Source organism: Mesorhizobium sp. M1334 (assembly GCF_040317995.1).
Taxonomy (GTDB): Bacteria; Pseudomonadota; Alphaproteobacteria; order Rhizobiales; family Rhizobiaceae; genus Mesorhizobium.
In genome coordinates, this window is the sequence record NZ_JAMYLM010000011.1 from 89,081 (window position 1) to 111,815 (window position 22,735).

The 22,735-nt window shown below is 61.2% G+C and carries 24 protein-coding genes and 1 pseudogene; 12 read left to right on the top strand and 13 right to left on the bottom strand.

Annotation, left to right across the window (positions count from 1 at the left end; all coding sequences use genetic code 11):
• The first annotated feature begins 80 nt into the window (after positions 1 to 80).
• Together NKH17_RS19645 and NKH17_RS19650 are read left to right on the top strand one after the other, a co-directional pair.
• Positions 81 to 665, top strand: coding sequence for a DUF1214 domain-containing protein (locus NKH17_RS19645; RefSeq protein WP_352802344.1), 585 nt, complete (start codon positions 81 to 83; stop codon positions 663 to 665).
• Positions 658 to 1,206 (top strand): DUF1254 domain-containing protein, encoded by a 549-nt coding sequence (locus tag NKH17_RS19650; protein ID WP_254819944.1) that lies wholly within the window; start codon positions 658 to 660, stop codon positions 1,204 to 1,206. The genes NKH17_RS19645 and NKH17_RS19650 overlap by 8 nt, the downstream gene beginning before the upstream one ends.
• Before the next feature lie 14 nt (positions 1,207 to 1,220).
• Here the strand turns inward: NKH17_RS19650 and NKH17_RS19655 are convergent, their stop codons facing one another.
• Entirely contained in the window at positions 1,221 to 1,406 is a 186-nt protein-coding gene (locus tag NKH17_RS19655) for a hypothetical protein (protein WP_352647215.1), read from the bottom strand.
• Between the two features lie 187 nt (positions 1,407 to 1,593).
• Here NKH17_RS19655 and NKH17_RS19660 point away from each other — a divergent pair, with 187 nt between their 5' ends.
• The gene (locus NKH17_RS19660) at positions 1,594 to 2,604 is read left to right on the top strand and encodes a DUF2336 domain-containing protein (protein ID WP_352896931.1); all 1,011 of its coding nucleotides are present in this window, start codon (positions 1,594 to 1,596) and stop codon (positions 2,602 to 2,604) included.
• Positions 2,605 to 2,614: 10 nt separating this feature from the next.
• Here NKH17_RS19660 and NKH17_RS19665 read toward each other — a convergent pair whose 3' ends face one another.
• On the bottom strand, positions 2,615 to 2,962 hold the full coding sequence (locus NKH17_RS19665; RefSeq protein ID WP_352802340.1) for a DUF1491 family protein: 348 nt from the start codon (positions 2,960 to 2,962) through the stop codon (positions 2,615 to 2,617).
• A gap of 171 nt (positions 2,963 to 3,133) precedes the next feature.
• Between NKH17_RS19665 and NKH17_RS19670 the strand changes: the two genes are divergently transcribed.
• Positions 3,134 to 3,394, top strand: a complete 261-nt coding sequence (locus NKH17_RS19670) for a type II toxin-antitoxin system ParD family antitoxin (RefSeq protein WP_254819940.1) — start codon at positions 3,134 to 3,136, stop codon at positions 3,392 to 3,394.
• On the top strand, positions 3,387 to 3,677 hold the full coding sequence (locus NKH17_RS19675; RefSeq protein WP_254819939.1) for a type II toxin-antitoxin system RelE/ParE family toxin: 291 nt from the start codon (positions 3,387 to 3,389) through the stop codon (positions 3,675 to 3,677). Before NKH17_RS19670 ends, NKH17_RS19675 begins: the two co-directional genes overlap by 8 nt.
• A 23-nt stretch (positions 3,678 to 3,700) precedes the next feature.
• On the opposite strand, the gene NKH17_RS19680 is transcribed toward NKH17_RS19675, so the two are convergent.
• Positions 3,701 to 4,474, bottom strand: coding sequence for a peptidoglycan-binding domain-containing protein (locus NKH17_RS19680; RefSeq protein WP_254819938.1), 774 nt, complete (start codon positions 4,472 to 4,474; stop codon positions 3,701 to 3,703).
• On the bottom strand, positions 4,449 to 6,194 hold the full coding sequence (locus NKH17_RS19685) for an ATP-binding protein (RefSeq protein ID WP_352802734.1): 1,746 nt from the start codon (positions 6,192 to 6,194) through the stop codon (positions 4,449 to 4,451). The genes NKH17_RS19680 and NKH17_RS19685 overlap by 26 nt, the downstream gene beginning before the upstream one ends.
• A gap of 520 nt (positions 6,195 to 6,714) precedes the next feature.
• Here NKH17_RS19685 and NKH17_RS19690 point away from each other — a divergent pair.
• Together NKH17_RS19690 and NKH17_RS19695 are read left to right on the top strand one after the other, a co-directional pair.
• Complete coding sequence (locus NKH17_RS19690) at positions 6,715 to 7,083, top strand: DUF5330 domain-containing protein (RefSeq protein WP_352802337.1); 369 nt, start codon at positions 6,715 to 6,717, stop codon at positions 7,081 to 7,083.
• 113 nt (positions 7,084 to 7,196) lie between these two features.
• A complete protein-coding gene (locus NKH17_RS19695) occupies positions 7,197 to 7,625 on the top strand; it encodes a SufE family protein (protein ID WP_352479545.1) in 429 nt (142 codons plus the stop codon).
• A gap of 104 nt (positions 7,626 to 7,729) precedes the next feature.
• Here NKH17_RS19695 and NKH17_RS19700 read toward each other — a convergent pair whose 3' ends face one another.
• Together NKH17_RS19700 and NKH17_RS19705 are read right to left on the bottom strand one after the other, a co-directional pair.
• Positions 7,730 to 8,155, bottom strand: coding sequence for a Ros/MucR family transcriptional regulator (locus NKH17_RS19700; RefSeq protein WP_023677844.1), 426 nt, complete (start codon positions 8,153 to 8,155; stop codon positions 7,730 to 7,732).
• Between the two features lie 414 nt (positions 8,156 to 8,569).
• Positions 8,570 to 8,941, bottom strand: coding sequence for an SH3 domain-containing protein (locus NKH17_RS19705; protein ID WP_352479517.1), 372 nt, complete (start codon positions 8,939 to 8,941; stop codon positions 8,570 to 8,572).
• A gap of 114 nt (positions 8,942 to 9,055) precedes the next feature.
• Between NKH17_RS19705 and NKH17_RS19710 the strand changes: the two genes are divergently transcribed.
• The 3 genes and pseudogenes from NKH17_RS19710 to NKH17_RS19720 all read left to right on the top strand — a co-directional run bounded on the left by NKH17_RS19710 (position 9,056) and on the right by NKH17_RS19720 (position 12,395).
• Complete coding sequence (locus NKH17_RS19710; RefSeq protein ID WP_352900138.1) at positions 9,056 to 11,167, top strand: S9 family peptidase; 2,112 nt, start codon at positions 9,056 to 9,058, stop codon at positions 11,165 to 11,167.
• A 79-nt stretch (positions 11,168 to 11,246) separates the two neighbouring features.
• Positions 11,247 to 11,872: pseudogene (locus tag NKH17_RS19715) on the top strand (LysE family translocator).
• A gap of 139 nt (positions 11,873 to 12,011) precedes the next feature.
• A complete protein-coding gene (locus NKH17_RS19720; protein WP_254819935.1) occupies positions 12,012 to 12,395 on the top strand; it encodes an SET domain-containing protein in 384 nt (127 codons plus the stop codon).
• Between the two features lie 11 nt (positions 12,396 to 12,406).
• Here NKH17_RS19720 and NKH17_RS19725 read toward each other — a convergent pair whose 3' ends face one another.
• From NKH17_RS19725 to NKH17_RS19740, 4 genes are all read right to left on the bottom strand, one after another.
• Positions 12,407 to 13,357 (bottom strand): cytochrome c, encoded by a 951-nt coding sequence (locus NKH17_RS19725; protein WP_352972064.1) that lies wholly within the window; start codon positions 13,355 to 13,357, stop codon positions 12,407 to 12,409.
• A gap of 9 nt (positions 13,358 to 13,366) precedes the next feature.
• Entirely contained in the window at positions 13,367 to 13,810 is a 444-nt protein-coding gene (locus NKH17_RS19730; RefSeq protein WP_352821899.1) for a c-type cytochrome, read from the bottom strand.
• 175 nt (positions 13,811 to 13,985) lie between these two features.
• Positions 13,986 to 14,582, bottom strand: a complete 597-nt coding sequence (locus NKH17_RS19735) for a superoxide dismutase (protein ID WP_023677850.1) — start codon at positions 14,580 to 14,582, stop codon at positions 13,986 to 13,988.
• A 107-nt stretch (positions 14,583 to 14,689) separates the two neighbouring features.
• A complete protein-coding gene (locus tag NKH17_RS19740; protein WP_352507473.1) occupies positions 14,690 to 15,568 on the bottom strand; it encodes a branched-chain amino acid aminotransferase in 879 nt (292 codons plus the stop codon).
• Positions 15,569 to 15,719: 151 nt separating this feature from the next.
• Here NKH17_RS19740 and NKH17_RS19745 point away from each other — a divergent pair, with 151 nt between their 5' ends.
• A complete protein-coding gene (locus tag NKH17_RS19745) occupies positions 15,720 to 16,382 on the top strand; it encodes a haloacid dehalogenase type II (protein WP_352690040.1) in 663 nt (220 codons plus the stop codon).
• Between the two features lie 174 nt (positions 16,383 to 16,556).
• The gene (locus NKH17_RS19750; RefSeq protein WP_352900131.1) at positions 16,557 to 17,381 is read left to right on the top strand and encodes a L,D-transpeptidase; all 825 of its coding nucleotides are present in this window, start codon (positions 16,557 to 16,559) and stop codon (positions 17,379 to 17,381) included.
• A 359-nt stretch (positions 17,382 to 17,740) separates the two neighbouring features.
• On the opposite strand, the gene NKH17_RS19755 is transcribed toward NKH17_RS19750, so the two are convergent.
• Genes NKH17_RS19755 through NKH17_RS19765 form a run of 3 tightly spaced genes read right to left on the bottom strand, consistent with a single transcriptional unit; the run spans position 17,741 to position 22,587 of the window.
• Positions 17,741 to 18,517, bottom strand: coding sequence for an ATP-binding domain-containing protein (locus tag NKH17_RS19755; protein WP_352900130.1), 777 nt, complete (start codon positions 18,515 to 18,517; stop codon positions 17,741 to 17,743).
• Positions 18,518 to 18,558: 41 nt separating this feature from the next.
• Positions 18,559 to 20,430, bottom strand: coding sequence for a hypothetical protein (locus NKH17_RS19760; RefSeq protein ID WP_352900127.1), 1,872 nt, complete (start codon positions 20,428 to 20,430; stop codon positions 18,559 to 18,561).
• 51 nt (positions 20,431 to 20,481) lie between these two features.
• Positions 20,482 to 22,587: a GmrSD restriction endonuclease domain-containing protein gene (locus NKH17_RS19765; protein WP_352900124.1), complete on the bottom strand. Its 2,106-nt coding sequence runs from the start codon at positions 22,585 to 22,587 to the stop codon at positions 20,482 to 20,484.
• Positions 22,588 to 22,735 lie beyond the last annotated feature (148 nt).

A 22,735-nucleotide genomic window follows, 5' to 3' on the forward strand; every position in this document is an offset into this window, starting at 1 on the left:
CCGCTTGCCATAAGCCCCTGCGCCGAGATATCCCCGGCGGCAATCTTTCTGTCCTCGGCCTTCGGTTCTCCCGGCTCGTCATGCTCAAGAACGCCTTCCTGACGCTGCTTTCGCTTGCCATCGCCATCGGTGGCGGTGGCGCCAGCGTCTGGTACGCGCTGAAGCTGCAGGATGGCGTCGGCGCCATCAGGATCGGCCAATGGACCGCCTTCCCGGATATCGGCACGCCGACGGCGGATCCCTATTCCAAGGCCCGCGTGGCTCGCGAAGGCGTGCTGGCGCTCGGACAGGCGGAAGGACTGTCCTTCATAGCCGAACGCGATTCCGGCGGCGAACAGCTCAACCGGCAATGCGCCTACAAGATTGCGGGCGGTTTTCCCACCGCCCGGTTCTGGACGCTTTATGCCGCCGACCAGTCGCTTGGGGTGGTCGAGACCGGCACGCCGAGGCCGGCTGCGCTGCAGTCCTATCAAGTGCTGCGCCAGGCCGACAATTCGGTGGTCATTTCCGTTGGCAGCCGCCCTGCGCCCGGCAACTGGCTACTGACCAGCGGCGCCGGCAAGATGTACTTGGTGCTCACGTTCTACGACACACCGATCGCCAGCAGCACCGGTCTGTCGGACGTCACGCTGCCGCAGATCCAGAAGGTCGGCTGCAATGCGTAGCCTGCTGCATGCCGTGCTGCTCGGCCTGCTCGGCGCCGGCATCGTGCACATCGTCGTGCTGCTGCTCGTCCCCGAGTTCTCCGAACGCGACGCCTGGTCGCGATTGGCCATGGCTTCGGATCTCTACAAGATGACCAGGCTCGACGCGGAAGCCGGCGGCGCGCCGGTGGTGAAATCGGTCGATCCGCTGTTTTATGCGGCGGCTTGCCGCTTCGACCTTGCCGAGGGGATGGTGCGGGTCAAGGCGCCGGGCAAGGTGCCGTTCTGGTCGATATCGGTCTACGACCGCGGCGGCCACAACATCTACTCGTTCAACGACCACAGTGCGACCGCAGGCGTGCTCGACACCGTTGTGCTGACGCCGGCCCAGATGATCGAAGTCCGCAAGGACCTTCCCGAGGAACTGCAAGGAGCCATCTTCGTCGAGGCGCCGATAGAGGAAGGCGTGTTCGTCATCCGTTCGTTCGTGCCCGACGACAGTTGGAAGCCGATCGTCTCGCGGTTTCTCGAACAGAGTTCCTGCGAACTGCAGGATTTTTAGGCCGGTTCCGATGCTCAGTGGTGCGGTACCGGCAATGTTCCCGACGGTCCCGGCTTGTCGGGGCCGGTCGGCCGCGTTTCGCCCGTCAGCGGCCGCTGCTCGTAGCGCACCCCGGGAAATATGATCACTGCCGCCGGCGCGGCTTGTTGTGCTCGATTGGTTGCCGCCGTTCGCGGCACGAAAGACAGTACCATGCCCATGGTTCGCGTATTCCTCTCGGTTGCCCCGGAGCACAACGCAACGCCTCCATAGTCGATTAAGAAGGCAGTAGGTTAACGGAGCGCTAACGGATCGCCGCTAAATTGATCTTTGTTCTTGGGAAACGCGAAACCGGTACAGCCCGGCAGAGCGCCCTCCAGATCGTGTCGAGTGTCGGGCGTATCCTCCGTGTCAGCTTCGGATTTCAGGCAAATCGCAGCAGGAGCTGAATCGGGAAAGGCCGAAAGGCTGTTTCGCGCCGCGGTATCGGCATTCTGCTCGCTCACCCGCCCGTCGCGCCGGGAGATCGCGCAGCTCGAAGACCTGACGCTGCCGCTTTTCGAGAATGTCTCGGTCGAATCGCGCCGCTACGTCGCGGCAGCCCTTTCCGAATGCGAATATGCACCCGCCGCGCTGGTGCGGCGGCTTTGCCAGGAGCGGGTCGACATCGCCGCTCCGCTACTCATCCGCTCGCGTGCCCTCAGCGACGTCGACCTGATCGCGCTGATTGGGCGTCACGGCCTGCCGCATGCCCGTGCCATTGCCCGCCGCAAGGATCTCAACCAAACCATCGCCGATCTCATCAAAGTGCTTGAAAGGCCGACGCTGGTGCGGTCGCAGCAGCAGCCGGAAGCAACCGCCAAAGCCGCGTCCGAAAACGCGGAAATGGTCGCGAGCGACGCAAACAGACAAGAGGCGGCCGACGCCGCCGAAACTGTACGCCGCCGGTTGCGATCCATGATGCGCGCCGAGCGCGGCACCGCCATCAGACCGTTCGTCGAGCCACAAACCTACGTCAAGCTGCGCGAAACCGCGCTGACCGGCAATGCGGCATTCTTTCAGACAGCGCTCGCCGATGCGCTCGAAGTCGATTTTTCAACGGCGCGGACGCTCACCGCGAGCCAAAATTACACACCGCTACTTTTCGCCTTGCGCGCGCTCGACCTCAGCGAAGACAAGGCGTTCCTGATCACGGCTGCCATCTATCCGACCGAGTTTCCGCACCCGCAGGCGATCCGCATCTTCCTCGACCGCTACCGCCTGCTGCACCGCGACGCTGCGTTGGACAGGCTCCGCGGCTGGAAGGCCGACACCGTGTCGAAAATCGTTCGCAAGCCCGGGCGCGTCGCGGCAAATGCCGACCTGCGCAAGCCGAACAGCGCCGATGTAACCGCCACCCCAAAGGCGCTTCGCATCTGAAGGCTTGCCGTTACGACGCCTTGACCGAGATAAGCTCCTCGACGGGAACGGCGCCCGCCTCGATCTCGATCACCCAGATATCCGGATCGAATTTCTTCTCGCGCTCCAGCCGCGCGTCGAAAATGGCGACATCGTCGCCTTCGCCAAGCAGACTGAAAAAACGGTCGTCCGGCTTGGCCGAATCGTAGCTCGTCTGCGGCGCCGGCCCGAACAGCGCCATCTCTCCTAGCCGGCCACGCGCCAACACGAAAACTGCGCCGGCTTCCGTGGCGCCGCGCTTGACCACGGCGGCAAAGCCGCCGGCGCTAAAAACCCGGCGCAACAGGGCCGACACCCACAGATCGGTGGTTACCCGCATGGCGGGACCCTGTACGATTTCGGGTTTGTGGTGTCGAGATTCTCACTTATTCGCGAGCAACGGTTGGCCATCAAAGCAAGTCCCGGAATGCGACGATTTACCAACAAAGTCTAACAAAACTTGTTGGCCTCTGTGAAAAATGCTATAGTACCCGGTATGAAAGCCCAGCCCATGCGCACTCTTACTGTGTCGCTTACCCCCAAGCAGGCCGCCCGTCTACAAGACGCCGTGAACAGCGGAGACTATGCTTCCAACAGTGAAATCGTCAGGGAAGCACTACGTCTATGGGAGCAGCGCGAGGAATTCCGCACTCTTGAACTGGAACGCCTCAAAAGGGCCTATGACGAAGGAATGGCAAGTGGCGAAGGTCAACACGTAAATCGTACGGCTTTCTTACGCGCTCTGAAGGCCGAACGCGCAGTCCGTGGCTGAATACCGGCTCACCCCGCGAGCTTCTCAGGATTTGCGAGATATTTGGCATCACATTGCCGTCGATAACGAGAAGGCGGCTGACAAGCTGATCGGACGCATTTTCGACAGGCTGGAATTGGCTTGCGAGCACGCCAAAATGGGCGCAGCTCGACCGGAATTGAGCGCCACCGCCCGCATTCTGGTCGAGGGGCGCTACATCGTGATTTACGAGCCCATGCCCTACGGCGTGTTAGCCGTGGCGATAGTCCATGGAATGCGTGACCCGGAGCAATGGCTTAAATAGGCCGGGAGACTAGGTTTCGGCCCTCAGTTGGTCAGGCCGATCTCGCGCATCTTGACGTAGACGATCTCGTCTGGCTCGCCGGTCTCCGGCAAGCCGAACAGCGCCTGGAATTCCTTGATCGCGGCCTTGGTGCGCGCGCCTACGACGCCATCCAATTGCATGTCCTCATTGCCGAACGCTTTCAGTCCGGCCTGGATCTTGACGATGCGGGGATCCGGCGTTTGCGCCGCTGCATTTGCTGGTGCGGATACCGGAATGGCGGCCGGAGCAGCGGCCGTTTCGACCGGCCGCGGCACGGGATGCGGAACCACGGCCGCGGTCTTTGGCGTGGCGCCCAGTTGATCCAGCAGGACGCCGTCGATCTCGCCGGAGGCATTCAATCCGACTTTCTGCTGATAGGCCTGGATGGCCTTGCGCGTATTCGGTCCGGGAATACCGTCGATGGTGCCGGAATAGAAATCGAGATCCTTCAAGATGCCCTGGACCTGCTCGACGACCGGGTCGCTCTTGATCGGCGTAGCGGCCGGACGCACGATATTGATGGTGGTTTCGGGCTCATCGCTATCCGCCCGCGGAAAGCGTTCGATGCTTCTGGTAGCGAAAAACGCTCCGGCATGCGGAAAGGGCTGGTACCAAAGCGCGTTCGCCGAGACGTAGAACAGCGTCACCAGGAACGCGGTGGAGCCGCCGACCACAACAGGATTGCGCGAGATCAGGCTGCCCAGCGCCATCGCTCCGTGCTCGAAGGCATTGCCGCGGCGTTTGACCGCCTTAGGCTGTTTTGCGGAGCGACCCATTGCTCTCCCCTTTGCCACCGTCCGCCTTGGCTTTGACCGCGGACATCGGCACCACGCCGGTCTTCTCGGCCGAGCGGCCCGTCGGGCCGCTCACGGGAAGGCTGATCGTCACCGTGGTGCCCTCGCCCGGCATGCTTTCGATCGACATTGTGCCCTCGTGCAGCGCCACCAGCCCCTTCACCAGCGAAAGCCCGAGCCCTGTGCCTTCGAAACGGCGGGTATAGTCGTTCTGGATCTGCATGAACGGCTTGCCGAGATTGACAAAGTCTTCCTCGGCGATGCCGATGCCGGTGTCCCGGACCCAGAAATGCAGCCGCGAGCCGATGCGCTTGGCGCCGATGACGACATTGCCGCCTTCGGGCGTGAACTTGATCGCGTTAGAGACGAGATTGATCAGGATCTGCTGCACGGCGCGACGGTCGGCATTTATTTCGCCTGCGTCCGGCGCGATCTGGGCCTGCAGATCGATGGCCTTTGCCTCGGCTTGCAGGCGCATCATCGACTGGCACATCTCGACCGCTTCGCGGAAGCGGAACGGTTCCGGTTCGGTCGCGTAGGCGCCCGATTCGATCCGCGATACGTCGAGTATCGAGGTGACGACGGCAAGCAAGTGCTGGCCCGAATCCCTGACCAAGCCGACATATTCCTTCTGGCGCGGATCCTTGAAGCTGCCGAACATCTCGTGCAGCAGCATGTCGGAAAAGCCAATGATGGCATTGAGCGGGGTGCGCAACTCATGGCTGACGACGGCAAGGAAGCGTCCTTTCGCCACCTCGGCCGAAGCAGCCGCCTCGTTGGCAGCGGCAAGCTCCTGGCGCAGTCCGGCCACTTCATCGTTTTCGCGCAGAAGAAGCGTGAAGACAGTCCCCTGCCCAGGCGCGCGCATCATCTCGAGCGAGAACGGCCGGTAATTGTCGGCTGTCACGCCGCTGCTCTGCGGCAGCCGGACGCGAAGGTCGAGCCGGCGCGACAGGGCGCCATCGCGCATATCGGCCAGCGCACTGAGATACGGGACGCGGTCGGACAGATGGATGCGATCGAAAAGTCCGGTGCCGAAAAGCAGCTCCGGTGGCAGCCTCAGTATCGTGCGTGCCTTAGCCGAGGCGTCCAGAACCTCGCCATGGGCAGCGATTCGCAGCACGACGGCGTCGATCAGGTCTTCGAGCCGGTGGCTGCCGGCCGGATCGAGCTGAGCGCTGGCGGTGGCACGAAGTGAAGCGACACGCGGAATGAGCGTGAGCGCCCAGGCCAACGGCACCAGCCAGTGCCATGCGGCGATTTCGGTCTGGCCGAGCGGCAAGACGGAACCGGCTAAAGGCTGCAGCAAGACTGCGACAAGGGCCGAGATGGCGCCCCAGATCACGGCACGCCGCGACTGGCCGATCCACCAGGCTTCAAACGGCAGCGCCACCGCGAGCAAGGCAACCGGCGAGGCCACACCGCCGGCGGCAGCGATAAGGGCACCCAGGGCAACACTGCCGACGACCAAGGCGAGTTGGCCGGCCAGGGTCATCTTGCCCGATGCAGCCACCAGCAGGGCGGCGAACCAGCAAAGGCCGAACGCCGCAAAGATCGCAGCCACAGTCACGGCCGCGCCCATGCCCGACGTGACCAGCGTCACCGCTGCACCCGCGCTGAAGAAGGGAGCCGCCAGCATGACGCCAATGAACCGGCTCTCACGGCGGCGGTCGTCCTGGCCGAGGACGGACGGATGAACCATCCGTTCGCAACCGGCGGCTATCGCGCCCGGCAACTCGGCGTATCTGGCCTTGATCGCACTCAACTCAACGCACCCGGTCGTGAACGGCCCTGCTTGGCAGGCGGCTTTTGTCGATCCGAAACTCGCATCCAGCGTTTAAGGAATGGATAAGGCTGGGCCGATCGTCCCCCGGGCAGGCAGCAAATATCGGGATCCCGGTGGGGAAAAACGGGGGCACTTGCCGCCATAGTAAACGGAGCGTTATCCGGACCACCCGCGCCTAAGCTTGCGGCCAATCGCACCAAACTGTCACCAATGCAAAAAATAACGAGGAGAAACAACAGGTTGGATGGTTACCATTTGCTGAATGAAATATGACCCATTCGAGGCAAGTGAACTTCAAAGCGCTTCGTTTCGAATCTGCCTAAAATTTGAGGAAAACTGTTGCTTTCGGGACAAGCCGTCCTTTGCGCCTCCGTGCCAGTATCGCGGTACAAGGGTCGTGTGGTTCGGAGGCATGACCGTCATAAAGGACAGACAGATGGGCTTTCTGATAAGAGCTGCTTTCTGGTTTTCCCTGGTGCTTCTGGCGCTGCCGCTGGGTGTCGGCGCCGATGATGCGGGCCGCGAAAGCGTCGGGCCGCTCCAGGCGCTGTTTGCGGCACGCGAAGCCGTCGGCGACATCGCCGGCATCTGCGAGCGCAAGCCGGACGTGTGCGAGACCGGTAAATCGGCAATGCACACCATCACCGCCCGGGCCAGGGAAACCGCCAAGATCGCGGCCGCCATGCTGGACGACAAGACCCCTGAACCAGATGCGGTGACGACCACCGGCAGCGTGCCCGAGGAAATCGTCTTGCCCGCGAAAGTCGATCTGCCGGCGAAACTGCACTTGCCGGCGAAGAACTGAGACGGTTTCGGCCGAATTCGTCGCCAGACCGCAAGGCTCCCCGCTCTCGGCGCCTGCGGCGTTTCTCCTCTTTTTCCGTGACGTGGCAGCGCCGGATGACTATATCCGGGGTGATGACTACGACGATCCAGACCATCCGCGACGACTTTTCCCTGCTCGACGAGTGGGAAGACCGCTATCGCTATGTGATTGAACTGGGTGAAGCGCTGCCGCCGTTTCCCGACGAGCAACGCATACCGGCCAACAAGGTGCCCGGCTGCGTCAGCCAGGTCTGGTTGACCACCGAACAGGGCGGTGGTCCCGACCCCGTTATCACCTTCAAGGGCGATTCCGACGCCCATATCGTGCGCGGTCTGGTCGCCATCATGCTGGCGCTGTTTTCGGGACGGCCGGCCAGCGAAATCCAGAGGACCGACGCGGAGGCCACATTGAAGGCGCTCGGACTTGACGAGCACCTGTCGCCGCAGCGCGCCAATGGTCTTCGCTCGATGGTCAAGCGCATCAAGCGTGACGCCGAAGCAGCGCTGAAGCAGACCGCCTGACCGGACGGCAGTTGCCGGCAGCATGGCGGGTTCGACCTTTGACCGGATAATACAAAACGGCGCCCGCAGGCGCCGTTTGAGTGTCAAACCCGAAGAGCCGGTTATCAGCGTCCCTTGCGCTTGCGGCCGAGACCCATCTTCTTGGCGAGCTGCGAACGGGCGGCCGCATAATTGGGCGCAACCATCGGATAGCTCGGGTCCAGGTTCCACTTTTCGCGATACTGGTCGGGCGTGAGATCATAGTGGGTCATCAAGTGACGCTTGAGCGACTTGAACTTCTTGCCGTCTTCGAGACAGATGATGTAGTCGTCATGCACCGAACGCTTCGGATTTACCGCCGGCTTCTGCTTGTCGGCAGGCGGCTGCTCGGCGGCCCCGCCGACGCGCCCCAAAGCGGCATGGACATCGGCAATGAGGTTCGGCAATTCGCCGACCGGCACGGGATTGTTGCTGACATAGGCGGCCACCACGTCGGCGGTAAGCTCGATCAGCGCGTCACTGTTTCTGGAAGGTGTTTCGGTAATATCCATGGCGTTCAGGCCCCAACGAGAATTGTTTCTGTTTGCGCCCGTTTCGATAGTTGGGCATCGCGCGAACTTGTGCAGGAAAAAGCCTCCGCGATTCGCGTCGCGGCACCTTAATGGGCCTTGGCGTCAAGTAAGTCAATTCGCTTCTTGCGCTCTATTCAGCGATGCAAGTCAAATCTTTCATATTCAGCTTCACTCTTTCGTGCAGAGTGTAAACTTGCCGTTTTTTCTGGTCAGACCAGCATCGACTGACGCGGCGGCAAGCAGCCATTACACAGACTGCAGCAGGTAAATAGAGCTCAATGCTTGTTCCAGCCGGCAGCATTACAGCCTGGCCAATCGGCGGATTCAGTAAAATCATAGGTTGCGAAGGATTACTGTTGCTCGTGAGCCGTCGGCCGGGAGCGGCGTGCCGCGTCACTGAAACGGAGTGATGTATTTTCCGTAGACCCAGCCGGTGACGAACTGGCCGTTCTGTGCCGGATCATGCCAGACTTGGCACCAGTGATTGCGGATCTTCTGTTTCTGCTGCCAGTACGAATGGTTGGCGAGATTGAGCAGATTTATCCCACCGGTGCATTTGCCGGTCATCTGCAGAACCGTCCCGTTGGGATAGGCGGCCTGCTTCTGCGAAGTTCCGGAAGGATATTTGCGCACATTGAGTGTGTCGCCGAACGGCACATTGGCCACTTGCCAAGCCGCAAAGGCAGTTGCATGAGAATGACCGGCATTGGCCAGGGTCGTCGCAGCGACGGCGAGGGCCGCGACAGTCCGAGAAAAAATGTTCATTGTCCTCTCCTCCAGCCCGTCCCCTCGAGCCACCAGACAATAGATCATAGCCGTTGAACCCGCGCTGAGCGGCGTGTTCATTCGCTATTCAAGTAACTTCCACAGCGAGACGCAATGACCAGAACCCCAGTGTTTCCGACCGCCACCCCACCGAAGCCGGAGAAACGGCCGATCTTCGACACGCATCACGGCATGACGCGGACGGACGACTATGCTTGGCTGAGGGCCACCAATTGGCAAGAGATGTTCAGGGATCCGTCTCTGCTCGACGGCCAAATCCGCGCCCACCTCGAAGCCGAGAATGCTTACCAGGCGGCGCTGATGGCCGATACGGCTCAGCTGCAGAAGCAGCTTTTCGCGGAAATGAAGGGGCGTATCAAGGAAGACGATTCCTCTGTGCCTATGAAGGATGGGCCCTATGCCTACGGCTCCTCCTTCAAGCTTGGCGGCCAGCAGCCGCGTTATTTCCGCACGGCGCGCGACGGCGGCGACAAGCAGATATTGCTCGACGGCGATGCCGAGGCCGAGGGTAAACCCTATTTCCGGCTGGGCGGCGTCGATCATTCGGACGACCACAGCAAGCTGCTCTGGGCCTTCGACGACAAGGGTTCCGAATTCTACACGCTGCGCGTCCGCGATCTGGCCGGCGGCAATGACCTGGCGGACAGGGTTCCGGACACCGGCGGCGGCGGTGTTTGGGATGCCGGCAATGACGGTTTTTTCTACACCCGCCTCGACCCCAACCACCGTCCTTCCAAAGTGCTGTTCCATGCGCTTGGTGACAGTCCTGAAAACGACCGGCTGATCTACGAGGAGACCGATCCCGGCTTCTTCATGGATATCGGCGGCACGCGCTCCAACGAGTGGATCATGATCGGCATCAACAACCATGAGACCTCGGAATACCGCATCATGAGCGCCAACGATCCGTTCGCAGAGCCGAAGCTGGTTGCGGCGCGCCAGACCGGCCTGCAGTACGAGCTCGAGGAAGGCGGCGACATCTTCTTCATCCTCACCAATGCCGACGGTGCCAAGGACTTCAAGATCATGACGGCGCCGGCGCCTGATCCGGTGCGCGCCAACTGGCAGGAACTGGTGCCGCACGAAGCGGGCCGACTGATCCTTTCGGTGATCGGCTTCAAGGACCACATGGTCCGGCTCGAGCGCAAGGAAGGCCTGCCGCGCATCGTCGTGCACGACCGCAAGAGCGGCGAGGAGCACCTGATCTCCTTCGACGAGGAAGCCTTCTGGCTCGGCCTGTCCGGCTCCTACGAGTACGACACCGAGATCATGCGCTTTTCCTATTCGTCGATGACGACCCCGGCGCAGGTCTTCGACTACAATATGCGCACCCGCGAGCGGGTGTTGCTCAAGACCCAGGAAGTGCCGGCCGGCCATGACCCGGAGCACTACGTCACGCGCCGGCTGATGGCGCCTGCCGCCGACGGCGAACTGGTGCCGATCTCGCTCCTCCATCACCGCGACACGCCGCTCGACGGGTCGGCGCCGTGCCTGCTTTACGGCTACGGCTCCTACGGCATCACCGTGCCGGCCGCGTTCAATACCAATCTGTTTTCGCTGGTCGACCGCGGCTTTGTCTATGCGATAGCCCATGTTCGCGGCGGCAAGGACAAGGGCTATGGCTGGTACGACGACGGCAAGCGGGCGAACAAGATGAACACGTTCACCGATTTCATCGCGGTCGCTCAGCACCTCGTCGCCGAACGCTATACGCAGCATGACCGCATCGTCGCGCAAGGCGGTTCGGCCGGCGGCATGCTGATGGGGGCGGTCGCCAACATGGCGCCGCAATGCTTCGGCGCCGTCGTCGCCGAGGTTCCCTTCGTCGACGTGCTCTCCACCATGCTCGACGCCAGCTTGCCGCTGACGCCGCCGGAATGGCCGGAATGGGGCAATCCGATCGCTTCGGCGGAGGATTACCGGACCATCGCCGCCTATTCACCCTACGACAATGTCGCCGCACTCGATTATCCGCCGATTCTGGCGCTGGCCGGCCTGACCGACCCGCGCGTCACTTATTGGGAGCCGGCCAAATGGGTAGCGCGGTTGCGCGACCGCAAGACAGGTGAGAATGCTGTGCTGTTCAAGATCAACATGGATTCAGGCCATGCCGGCGCCTCCGGCCGGTTTTCGAGGCTGGAGGAAATCGCCTTCACCTATGCCTTTGCGCTCAGGGTCACAGGCAAGGCCGAGCTGGCCGCGTGAACGCCGCGGTTAGGCAGGTATTGCTTGCTGTTCCGCTACATGCCTTCATTGAGGATGAAAGTTGCGGAGAAGCCCACCAATGATCGATCTTGCCACATTGATTGCGTATGTCGCGGTTGTGCTTGGCTTTGTCTTCATCCCGGGTCCTGCCACCCTTTTGACCGTGGCGCGGGCAACCAGCTCTGGCACCAGGGTGGGCATCGCAACCGGCGCGGGGATCGCGGCCGGCGACGTGGTTCACACCTTCATGGCGATCGTCGGCATTTCGGCTATCATTGCCACGTCGGCGGCGCTTTTCAGCATAGTGAAGTACATCGGCGCAGCCTACCTCATCTATCTCGGCATTTGCGCGGTCATCGAGAAAACGCCTGCCTATCCGGCCGCCGGCGCACTTGCGATCCCCGCTGCCAAAGCATTTCGGCAGGCTGTTTTGACCGAGATTCTCAACCCCAAGACCGCGCTTTTCTTCCTTGCATTTCTTCCGCAGTTTGTGCGGCCTGAAAACGGATCGGTGATGCTTCAACTGGCGACATTGGGCGTGATCTTTGTTCTGTTGGGCCTCGTCAGCACGTGGTTTTCGCCGTGGGTGCGGGCGGCCTCGGCGCTTTCCTGCGCCGAAACCCGACGGTGCTGAGATGGCAGGGCAAGGCTGTCGGCGGCATCTATTGCGCCTTGGGCATCCGGCTGGCGCTGCAACAGCGCTAGGGTCTCGACATGCGACGCCGTATGAGGCTTCGGATACTGGGCAGGCACAGTTGATTTTCCGCTCGCAATTGCAAAGGTCGCGCGCTACCCAATGCGCGGCCACGGTCGCCGCCAACACTCAATCACCCAGGGATCTGCCATGTTGCTCGTCGATGTCTATCTCGACAAATCGCCCATCCAGGGCATCGGCGTCTTTGCCAAGAACCACATTCCCCGCGGCACGCTGGTCTGGAAGCTCGACCCGAAATACGACCGCCGCATCGAGGTGACGACCTACGAGCGGGAAACCGGGCCGGTGAAAACCTATCTTGACCGTTACGCCTACCCGGACCGGTGCGACCCGAACTACATCGTCTTCGAAGCCGACGATGCGCGCTACATGAACCATGCCGACGACCCGAATTGCGACGTCTCGCAGCCGGAGGAGACCTATGCCTTGCGCGACATTGCGCCTGGCGAGGAAATGACCTGCGACTACAATCATTTCTTCGAAACCGGCTTCGACTTTCTCGGCGACCGCTGACGCAACGACCGTCAGCTCGCCGGCTTCTTGCGCGCCGGATAGCCGTTGGGGTGCGGCGGCACGGCTTTCAGATAGGCGGCGATTGCCGCGCGGTCCTCCGGGGTCAGCACGGCCATGTTCCGCTGCACGTCGACCATTGCGCCGCCGACCGTATCGAAATCCGGCGTGAAGCCGGTTTCGAGATAGTTGGCGATGTCAGCTTCGGACCAGTCGGCGATGCCGCCGTCGCCCGACGTGATGTTCGGCACGATGCCGCTGCCTTCGGCGGCGGCCGCACCTGCCAGCCACTGGCTCTTCCTGGTGCCGCCGGCAAGGTCCCGCGGCGTGTGGCATTCGCCGCAATGACCGGGGCCTTCCACCAGATAGCGGCCGGCCAGCACCGGGTCGGGCGTGCCGTCGGGAAAGGAAACGACCGGCTGGTCAGTCAAATAGAGCAGCTTCCACAAGCCAAGACCGCGTCGGACATTGAAGGGAAATACCAGCGAATTGGCGGGCGCCTTGCCGGCGACCGCGGGCAAGGTCTTCAGGAATGCATAGAGATCGGCAATGTCGGCCGGCTTCATGCGCGCGTATGAAGTATAGGGAAATGCCGGATAAAGATGCTCGCCCGACGGTGATACGCCCTTCAGCATGGCGTTGGCAAAGTCCTCGACGGACCAGCCGCCGATGCCGTCCCTGGCATCCTGCGATATGTTCGGCGGCACGAAGGTGCCGAACGGCGTCTTGAGCTCGAGGCCGCCGACCAGCTGAAGGCGGGCGTCGCCTTGCGAGCCGGGCTTGGCATGACAGGACGTGCAGCCGCCGGCGTAGAAGATGCGCTTGCCCCTGGCGGCGTCGCCGGGACCAAGCTCAGCCAGCGTTGCGGCATCGAGCCTGACCGGAGCCGACAGGAACCAGCCGGCAATCGCGGCCGCGCCGCCCAGAACGCGGGCGGCGCCGACAAGTTTCTTCAGCAAGCGCATTGCCCGCTATCAGCCTTTTTTCACCCTGTAGTTTTGATGACAGTTGCCGCAGCCGCCGCCGATGGTGTTGAACTGTGCCTTCAACGCCTCGGCATCCGCAGGTGCAGCGGCGACCGCTGCCTTGACGTCTGCGAGGTACTTGCCTTCAGCCGTCTTGAAGCCGGCCATGTCCTGCCAGATCTTGGGAGACGCCGTGGTGTCGCCGGTGTCGCTGCCCGCCGGGAAAAGCGTGTCGACGCCGGCATGGAATTTCTCGGCATTGGCCTGCAGTGCCTGCAACGCGGTCAGCACCGAAGCTGCGTCGTAGGGCGTCTCGCCCTTGACCACTTTCGACAACCCGGCGGCAATCTTGCCACGTTCCTTCATCAGGGCCTGCCGGTCAGCAACCGGGTCGGCAAACGCCGCCGAACCGACGAAGGCGAGCATCGAGATGGCGAGGATAAGCTTTCTCATTCACTTGGCTCCATGTTGAAGGCAATTCAGGATGCGGTCCCACCCGATGACAAACGGCAAGGATGGCTTAAAAATTCCGGCGCTGCGCCTCACGCTTGCGTGAAATTTTTGCAGCTGTCGTTTCTGATGCTGAAAAAGAAAAGCCCCGGTTCTGCCGGGGCTTTTCTGGAACGGATCAGGCCTTTTCGTAGAGTTCGAGCACATAGTCCCAGTTGATGAGACTGTCGACGAAGGCTTCGAGGTATTTCGGCCGGGCGTTGCGATAATCGATGTAATAGGAATGTTCCCAAACATCGACGCCGAGGATCGGCGTCGCGCCATGGACGAGCGGGTTCTCGCCATTCGGCGTCTTCGAGATCGCCAGCTTGCCGTCCTTGACCGAAACCCAGGCCCAGCCCGAACCGAACTGGGTGGTGCCGGCGGCGATGAAGTCGGCCTTGAACTTGTCGTAGCCACCAAGATCGCTGTCGACCGCCTTTTGCAATGCGCCCGGCAGCTTGTTGCCACCGCCGCCCTTCTTCATCCATTTCCAGAAATGGATGTGATTGTAGTGCTGGGCGGCATTGTTGAAGAGGCCCGCATTCTTGCCGAAGGACTGTTTGACGGCCTCTTCGACCGACAAATCGCCCATGCCCGCCTCGGCGGCCAGCTTGTTGCCGTTGTCGACATAGGCCTTGTGGTGCTTGTCGTGGTGATATTCCAGCGTTTCCTTTGACATGTAAGGCTGCAAGGCCTCGTAATCATAGGGCAAGGCGGGCAATTCAAAAGCCATCGGTCGTACTCCCTCGTGGAAAAATCCGGTGTCGATACCGGACTAACATAGGACTGGATTGGTCTGGAACAACTCCGGAAACGAAGCGCCGGCCGCTTTTTAGCGGGTCAGCCGGGCGAAGTCGAATGCGCCCATTCCCAATAGAGTTCGCGCGCCTTCTTGGCCACTGGTCCGGGCTGCAGATTGCGCTCCTCGATACGGGTGACCGGCACGACTTTCGAGTGGTTTCCGGTCGAGAAGATTTCGTCAGCCTCGAGAAAATCGCGGATCGACAGCGTCTTTTCCGTCGTCGTGAAGCCGTATTCGCCCAGCAGGGCCATGGTGCGCGCGCGGGTAATGCCGGACAGGAAGGTGCCGTTCGGCGCCGGCGTCATGACATGGCCGTCCTTGACCAGAAAAATATTCGAGGTGCCGGTCTCGGCGACATTGCCCAGCATGTCGAGCACCAGCGCATTGTCGAACCCGCGCATCTTGGCTTCGAGGATGGCCCGGCCGTTGTTGGGATAAAGGCAGCCAGCCTTGGCGTTGGTCGGCATGGTTTCGATGGTCGGGCGCCGGAACGGCGACACCGTCACCGAAAACCCAGCCGGCGAGATCATCGGCGATTCGTAGAGGCAAAGGCAGAAACGCGTCGAGGCCGGGTCGGCCGGCACGCCCATATAGCCGCCATGCTCGGCCCAATACATCGGCCTGATGTAGACTGCCGTCTTGCCGTCGAACTTCTTCAGTCCGTCCCAGGTCAGGCCGACGATCTTGTCGGTGCTCATCGTCGGCTTCAGGCCGAGCGCGATCGCCGAGGCATTTACCCGCGCTGCATGGCGATCGAGATCGGGAGCGACGCCCTCGAACCAGCGGGCGCCGTCGAACACGCTGGTGCCGAGCCACATGGCGTGGCTGCGCGGCCCTAGAATGGCAACATTGCCCTCGTACCAGTCGCCGTCGACGAAGGTCCATGTCGCGGATTGCGCCGCAGTCGCCAGTGTCATTGCCAGGTTCCGTTCGATGCTTGTTGCGGCGCATTGGAAGATGCTTTGGCGGCCGCCGTCAACCGGCTTGGCTGAGATTTGTTGAGGCCAGCGGGCTGGCGGACTGCAATCAGCGCTTGCGCCTTGCCTTACGCGGCCTCAAAACTGTCGAATGCAGTTCGCGGCTTACGTTTTCGACGCCTATGGCACGCTGTTCGACGTGCATGCGGCCGTGCGCCGTCACGCCGACCAGATTGGGCCGGACGGCCAGTTGCTGTCCGATATCTGGCGCGCCAAGCAGCTGGAATATTCCTGGGTCAGGACGCTGATGGGGGCCTATGCCGATTTCTGGCAACTCACCGAACAGGCCCTCGACTTCGCCCTGCGCAAAGTTCCATCCGCGGATGCCGGGCTGAGGGCGAAGCTGCTCGAGGCCTATTGGCGGCTGGACTGCTATCCGGAGGTACCGGCCGTGCTCAAGGCGCTCAAGGCATCGGGGGCAAGGCTGGCGATCCTGTCAAACGGTTCGCCTGAGATGCTGGAAGCGGCGGTCAAATCCGCCGCGCTCGACCAGGTCCTGGACGACGTCTTTTCCGTCGACAGCGTCAGGCGCTTCAAGACCGATCCGTCGGTCTACGACATGGTCACCACGGGCTGGCGCCTCTATCCGGGCGCCGTCTCTTTCCAGTCATCCAACCGCTGGGACGTCGCCGGCGCCACCAAGTTCGGCTTCAGGACGGTGTGGATCAACCGCGCCAATCAGCCAGAGGAATACCGGGATTTCCCACCGGCCCTGATCCTGCCGTCCCTCGATGGTCTGATCTCCGGGGTTTGACGGCCGGACATGTTGCCTCGACGCAACAGTGACGATCCAGTCACAGCTTTGCCTTTGTTTGTCCACCCTGCGGCCAGAATTGGAACCGCCTATCGCGCCGGGCATTGCTCGGCACCTGCGCCGTATCGGACGCATTCACGCTTTGTTGCGATTTGAGACTTAAAAAAGGCAATCATGTTCACACCCCAATCGTCCTCTCTGCGCCTTAGCCGTCGCGGTTTCCTCAACGCAGCAGCCCTTGGCGCCGCCTCGGTCGCGGTCTCCAGTTGCACCACCCTGTCGCAGCAGCCGGTCGAGCCACCGCCGCCGACCTATGTCGAGCCGGCGCTCGGCGATTACGTGACGATGTATGGGCCGATGTCCGATGGCGGCTTCGAGCTGCCGGCCATACCTGTCGACAAGATCGACCCGCAGTTCCTGCGCCAGATCGTTGACTATCCGACCGGGCAGCAGCCCGGCACCATCGTCGTCGACACGACCAACCACTTCCTCTACCTGGTGCGCCCGGGCGGCCAGGCGATCCGCTACGGCGTCGGCCTCGGCCGCGCCGGCTTCGAATGGTCGGGCGATGCGGTGGTCCAATGGAAGCAGAAATGGCCGAAATGGACGCCACCGGACGACATGATAGCCCGCCAGCCCGAGCTCGCAAAATACAGCGCCGATAATGGCGGCATGCCCGGCGGGCTGGACAACCCGCTTGGCGCGCGTGCGCTTTACCTGTTCCAGGGTAACCAGGACACGCTGTACCGGTTGCACGGCTCGCCGGAATGGCGGTCGATCGGCAAATCGGTGTCGTCGGGCTGCGTGCGCCTGATGAACCAGGACATTATCGATCTCTACGATCGTGTGCCGAACAAGACCCCGGTCGTGGTGACAGCCGATGTCGGCCAGCCGGTGGTGGCAACAGCAAACCGCAGAGCCATTCCGATCGACGCCGGCGTGCCGGAAGGATCGATCCTGCTCGGTCCGATAAAATCGATCACAAATTCGATCTTCTGAGCTGGTCGAAAGCGCGGGCGGGATCTTCCTCGCTCTGGCTGGCTCCGGGCAGATGGCGCCCCGGCACAGGACTTTTGCGTTATGTGGCAATTTATGACCCGGACGTGATTTCCGCAGTCAGCATGCCAACGGCAGATCTGCGCCGCATGTGGATCATCAAAGCAGCGTTGGCCGAGGTCGAAAAGCGGGCACTCTTGCGCCGCAGCGTTCACTGGCGACGCTTGGCTTTATTCCGAACAACCGGGCGACATCACGCCAGGCCTTTCGAGCGGCTTCGCGCATCCAGCGTCGCCTCGATGCAGTGGGGCGCGAGCGGCGTCATCCGAAAGCACGCGATCCAATCGGCATCTCGGGAGCTGTCACGACCAGTTTCCGGCAAATGCTTGCTCAAGGGACCGAATACGATCGGGCAGGCCCGCTCCCACGGTTGTGACGCCCAAAAACAGCGCCGCCCTGGTTGCGCCAACGTACAGAAACTTCTCAAACAGGTTGGGCTGAGACCGTTCGAGGCGATCAACCCCGACGAAAAACACTGCTTCGAACTCCAAGCCCTTAATGTGGCGCACGTCAAAAACGCGGACATCACTGTCTTGGCCCGCGAGTTGTCCAAACGGACAAGGCACGACCCGGATGTTGGTATCAGCCAATTTGCGGTTGAGGGCATCGGCGAATGGGATGACTTCGTCTTCACTCGTCACGAGGATCGCTATCGGAGGAAATTCGTCGGCCAGCCGCTCAATCTCTCCAATCCGGTCTGCCAGCCAATCAACGGTATCGCCTATACTGTTCATGCCGGTGCCCATGACGGGGCGGAAGCCTTCGTTGTTTACACGCTCCGGTAGCTGTGCCTCCTCCGCATCGGGATCGGAGATGTGGGCGATGTCTCGTGCAAGTTCGTTCAGCTGGCGACTGTGGCGGTATGAGATGGAGACGGACCGGATGTCAAAATCCGAGAACACCCACCGGAGATCATCGTTCCCTCGGCTGCCCCAGTCGGTTATCCGCTGGTTGAAGTCGCCGCAGGCGACGAAAGAGTCGGACGACGGGTCGCAGAGAGCGCCCATGCAGGCTAGCTGGATCGGCGAGAAATCGGTAGCCTCGTCGACGAGAACCTGAGTACGATAGAGCGACTTCACTAGATCCAGCGTAGCATACGAAGGCTCCTCCACGTCGCGTGCTATCCTCCGATCGGCAAGGAGATCGGCACCAGTCCGAAGTAGCGCCAACAGAATAACGTCCACTTCGAGCGGATGCAGTTCGTGAGGCAGGAACCCTTCAGCTGTGTACCACCGCATCCCCCCTGCCGCTCTCGGCGAAACCGCCGGTAGCGGGCCGACATTGCGTTGATAAGCCGCCGTACAGGAGAAAGGCATCGTCGAAGCGAAGTCTGCACTGCCAGATCCAAGCCGATCTTGCGCAACGCCTCACGATCAGGCCCTCGTTCACCGAACCAATCGACTATCCGTCCACTGCGGGATCGTCGGCCAACCGTTCGGCCGCTCGATGTGGCGCGTGCTTTCGCCTTTAGAGCTTTGATCAATGCTTCTACGGCGGCGTCACGACCGACACGAACCTGGCGGGGCTCGTCGTCCTCGTCCGTATCGAAGTCGTCATCATCGGGGTCATCAACAGCGTCGAGTGTAGTGACGAATGTCATCAGTCCCTCCAAAAGCGACGGCTCGCTTTGGAAGGCTTTTGCGATAGCCGTCCGAACAGCCTTATCGGTGTCGGTCCGCAATTGAGTGATAAGAGCATATAGAGGCTCAGACAGATGATTCAGCGCAACGGTCGCCCGCGGATTAGTGCCGTTTGACGAAGAGGGAAGGACGGCCTGAACACGCAGTCCAAGCTGCCGGACGGGAGCCGCAGTATCGTGCGCGAGAATGTCGGCGTGATTACGAAGGTCTTCCCAAAACAGGTTGACCTGGTAGTCAAAAAAGTCCTCGAACCACTGGCGCTGTCTCGCGATGGTACCAGGCGCAAGCGATGGTAGCTCATCCCGCATCACCAACTGACCGCGGGATCCGGAGCGAAGGATCGTAAAATGGTTGCGAGCGAGGTCGCGACGATAGTCGTCCCAAGTCTGAATACGCTCATCGGAAGCCGCTACACCTTGGCGGGCAAATGCCTCTTTAACGTATTGCTTGAGCAGTGCCGTCGGCGTGAACATTATCCAGCTGCCTTGATGACCACCCGGCCCGGCGCTGGTGCGGGCGATAACGTCGCGCTCCTCATCTGTGAGATTGGGATAGTCAAGCTTCTGACCCAGCCGCTTGATCAGCGTCGTGGTCTTTCCGGTTCCAGGGGGGCCCAGAAGGACAAGGTGAGTATCGAGTGGTAGACGGAAGATTTCATCTTGATACTCGTCAAGGATGGCCAGATCTCGCAGTTCCATCTTGGCAATTGCGTCGCGCCTCAGCCCTTCCAGAACGAGGCCGGCGGCTTTATCTTCGGCCAGCAGCGCATCCAGGGCATCCAATTCGTCCGCGGGAACGCCTAGGCCTTTGAGCAGGGCACGTAGAGAAGGGACGGTGAAGGGTCCGAACTGCTCTCCCTCCACCACGGACTTCTGAGAATCCCACTCGCCTCGGATTTCCCTAGGGGTCAGGAGAGTCTTTTCGATCACTGTCAGCGTGATCGGTCCATTTCGGGACGGGGCTTCGAGCTCGCCACCGATTTTAAGGGCGGCCAGTCGGCCGAGTGGCATCGCGTTGTAGCTGACGGCATGGCTTCCGTCCGACGGGGACCGGTGCGGTGTCGCACGCGATACGAAGTAAACGCGCCGATTGCCATCCTCATCCGCGGCTACGACACGGGCAACGGCAGGCTCCGAGAGGAGAGAGCGAAGCTCTCGAGCGCGAGAATCCGTTACTTCGCCCATTTTGTTGATCACCGCGCCGTCCGTGGCGGCGTTGAAGGACGCGAACGCATTAGCCACGTCCGGACGCGGCTCGGCCAAGGCCTGTCGTACCCGTTCCGCTGTTTCTGCAAAGTGGCGAAGCGCGTGATCCGCTATCGATGCGATCCGGTCATGCGTCGTGTCGTTCAAAAGGCTTCTCCCTCTTAGTCGTCCGGGTAACCAGCACGAACACTGACTACTTTATTCCGCCGCCAACTGACGCCGCCAATCATCCGCCTGGAGCCACAGGCCCTGATCGTCTTGAAAGTGCCAGTCATTCCAGCCGTTGCGATGCGTCCGCGTGATAAATCGGGATGCTGCGGAAAGCGATCCGAACTGCCGATCGACGCCATCGACGACAAGTACGCCGTTCTCGATCCGACCCTCATATCGGCGGCCGACATAGGTGAACCGGCAAGCCGTACCGTCCACCGGAAGGCCCGGTGCGCCGGAGGTTCTCTCGTTTTCTCGATCGACCTGCAGTGCAGGAGCCATCCAGATGCGGCTGGCGTTCTCGAAAAGAGATAGCCCGCGCGCAGTGATGGATTCCTCATCCCAGCTGTCGAACTGGTTAAGATCGCGATTCAGCGCGAGGCTGGAGTGGGATCGTAACGCAGGCATCTTCACCGAGTAGGGGCCGTTCGACACCGCCGAATTCAGCGCGCCCGTGAGCAACGTTAAGTTGCCGAGCCTATCGATGACCGAATCGCGTTCCGCCTGCCGGGTCAGATAGTCTATGTCGGTATCGTCATCATTTAGTTGATCGAACCCCGGGATTGCCCAAGTTTCCCGCCAGCGTTGGGGCATGATGTGCTCGATCGTCAGCGCAGACTTGATCTCAATGTCTTCGTTCAATGCCGACCGCTTGGCCATCTCGATCGCTTCGAAGAGGTATCTCAATCGGGACTGTCGAGCCCCCTTATATTGGTCGCGGCCGAGCCATGCGTTTCGCCACTCCTCGTCTGTCGGCCACCGATCGATGTCCGATCGACGACTGGAAAGGTATGTCACCATCTCATCAATCTTGTCGCCGTCGGCCTCGCGGAGACGATCGATCAGGCCAACGAAGAGTCTGTTGTAGTTCTTGTTCGTCAGGCCGCAGATGTCGCGGCGGAGGATATAGCTTTCGAGAACCTCTAGGGCCCGGTCGATCTCGGGTGCCACGCTCGGCTCGGTGGCAAGAAAGATGACCAATGGCATGACAGTCGACACGTCAAACGCGTCGGCGAAGCGCCCAAAATTGCCGATCGGGTCGTTCACGCCCTGATCGAAAAGACGCTTTTCGATAGCGGCGGTAGCCGAGATGGACTCCAGTTCCGCCGTGACGTTCGGGAACGGGCGATCGGTGAGAATCCATCGGCGATAGCTCTCGAAGAGCCCCTCGACCGACACCAGGTCGCCGATATGCATTGCCAAGTGGTCAGTAAGCATCCAGTCAAGGCGGGTGCGGGTCTGTCGGCCTCGGGATGCAGGTTGGCTCCAGAAAGCGCGGTCGAGCGGAAGCCAGTGCTTCTCGTAGAGCTTGTCTACTACCAGGGAATGGTCGGTTTGGCCGAGACCCTTTGCCCGCTGGAAAATGAAGTTGCGCATCAAGTCGCCCGGGGTGAGGTCTACACCCCGGCTGTTGAGCGTCTCGAAGATTGTCTGGGGATCGTCTCCGCTTTCCAGTTCGATCGATACGGCGGCCAATCCCTCCTTCAATGCCTCGAACAGGATTTCTAGGCGGTGCTCCTCGAATTCGCCGTCGTCGGTTACTTGCTGTTCGATGCGATCTTTGAAGTACGCGTGAGCGGCTACGGATCGCCTGACCACACCGTCTTCGTCATTCGGCCGCGGAGCGATTGCGTCCAGGTCGGTCGCGGGGTCGACAATAGAGACGAACGACCTCCTGTCCGTGATCGACGGCCAGAGCTTGAACCGCTCAACGTCGGGGCTCTCCATCACGCCGTCGTTCAGGAGGTACTTCTGGACCTCGGACTCGTATCTGGAGCCATGGGACTTAGCGACGTCTCGAAGTGCCGCGAGGAGCAGCTGGAAAGTGGTCAACCGCTGTTGTCCGTCGATAATCTCGAAGGCCTGAACCTGTTTCCCAAAGGTCTTTATCTGAGCGATGACGATGGCACCCATGAAATGGGGAGTGAGGGTAGAGCGGTCCTCCATAAGCCTGGAGACCGCGCGCTCGATATCCTCCCACAGCAGATCAAGCTGAGGAGTGGCTTTCCAGGCATACTGACGCTGATAAAGCGGGATCAGAAATCGCTTCTTGCCATCGAATAGTTCGATAATCGACCGTGTGTAAGGCTTCATACTTCCCCCAGTCGTATTGCCCGAAATACCGGTAGTAGAGTTTGGGTGGACTATGCAAGCCCGCTCGCCCCGTTCACGGCGATGAAGTCATGTAAATGATCCCTCGCCACGACTTATCGTGTCTCACGCATGAAGGGTGTCGGCAAGG

Excerpts from the sequence above, each read along its gene's own strand:
- NKH17_RS19735 (WP_023677850.1), bottom strand. The coding sequence starts at position 14,582 with ATGGCTTTTGAATTGCCCGCCTTGCCCTATGATTACGAGGCCTTGCAG.
- NKH17_RS19665 (WP_352802340.1), bottom strand. The coding sequence starts at position 2,962 with ATGCGGGTAACCACCGATCTGTGGGTGTCGGCCCTGTTGCGCCGGGTT.
- NKH17_RS19685 (WP_352802734.1), bottom strand. The coding sequence starts at position 6,194 with ATGGTTCATCCGTCCGTCCTCGGCCAGGACGACCGCCGCCGTGAGAGC.
- NKH17_RS19695 (WP_352479545.1), top strand. The coding sequence starts at position 7,197 with ATGACTACGACGATCCAGACCATCCGCGACGACTTTTCCCTGCTCGAC.
- NKH17_RS19710 (WP_352900138.1), top strand. The coding sequence starts at position 9,056 with ATGACCAGAACCCCAGTGTTTCCGACCGCCACCCCACCGAAGCCGGAG.
- NKH17_RS19700 (WP_023677844.1), bottom strand. The coding sequence starts at position 8,155 with ATGGATATTACCGAAACACCTTCCAGAAACAGTGACGCGCTGATCGAG.
- NKH17_RS19655 (WP_352647215.1), bottom strand. The coding sequence starts at position 1,406 with ATGGGCATGGTACTGTCTTTCGTGCCGCGAACGGCGGCAACCAATCGA.
- NKH17_RS19740 (WP_352507473.1), bottom strand. The coding sequence starts at position 15,568 with ATGACACTGGCGACTGCGGCGCAATCCGCGACATGGACCTTCGTCGAC.
- NKH17_RS19705 (WP_352479517.1), bottom strand. The coding sequence starts at position 8,941 with ATGAACATTTTTTCTCGGACTGTCGCGGCCCTCGCCGTCGCTGCGACG.
- NKH17_RS19690 (WP_352802337.1), top strand. The coding sequence starts at position 6,715 with ATGGGCTTTCTGATAAGAGCTGCTTTCTGGTTTTCCCTGGTGCTTCTG.
- NKH17_RS19645 (WP_352802344.1), top strand. The coding sequence starts at position 81 with ATGCTCAAGAACGCCTTCCTGACGCTGCTTTCGCTTGCCATCGCCATC.
- NKH17_RS19725 (WP_352972064.1), bottom strand. The coding sequence starts at position 13,357 with ATGCGCTTGCTGAAGAAACTTGTCGGCGCCGCCCGCGTTCTGGGCGGC.
- NKH17_RS19730 (WP_352821899.1), bottom strand. The coding sequence starts at position 13,810 with ATGAGAAAGCTTATCCTCGCCATCTCGATGCTCGCCTTCGTCGGTTCG.
- NKH17_RS19720 (WP_254819935.1), top strand. The coding sequence starts at position 12,012 with ATGTTGCTCGTCGATGTCTATCTCGACAAATCGCCCATCCAGGGCATC.
- NKH17_RS19750 (WP_352900131.1), top strand. The coding sequence starts at position 16,557 with ATGTTCACACCCCAATCGTCCTCTCTGCGCCTTAGCCGTCGCGGTTTC.
- NKH17_RS19670 (WP_254819940.1), top strand. The coding sequence starts at position 3,134 with ATGCGCACTCTTACTGTGTCGCTTACCCCCAAGCAGGCCGCCCGTCTA.
- NKH17_RS19680 (WP_254819938.1), bottom strand. The coding sequence starts at position 4,474 with ATGGGTCGCTCCGCAAAACAGCCTAAGGCGGTCAAACGCCGCGGCAAT.
- NKH17_RS19650 (WP_254819944.1), top strand. The coding sequence starts at position 658 with ATGCGTAGCCTGCTGCATGCCGTGCTGCTCGGCCTGCTCGGCGCCGGC.
- NKH17_RS19765 (WP_352900124.1), bottom strand. The coding sequence starts at position 22,587 with ATGAAGCCTTACACACGGTCGATTATCGAACTATTCGATGGCAAGAAG.
- NKH17_RS19745 (WP_352690040.1), top strand. The coding sequence starts at position 15,720 with ATGCAGTTCGCGGCTTACGTTTTCGACGCCTATGGCACGCTGTTCGAC.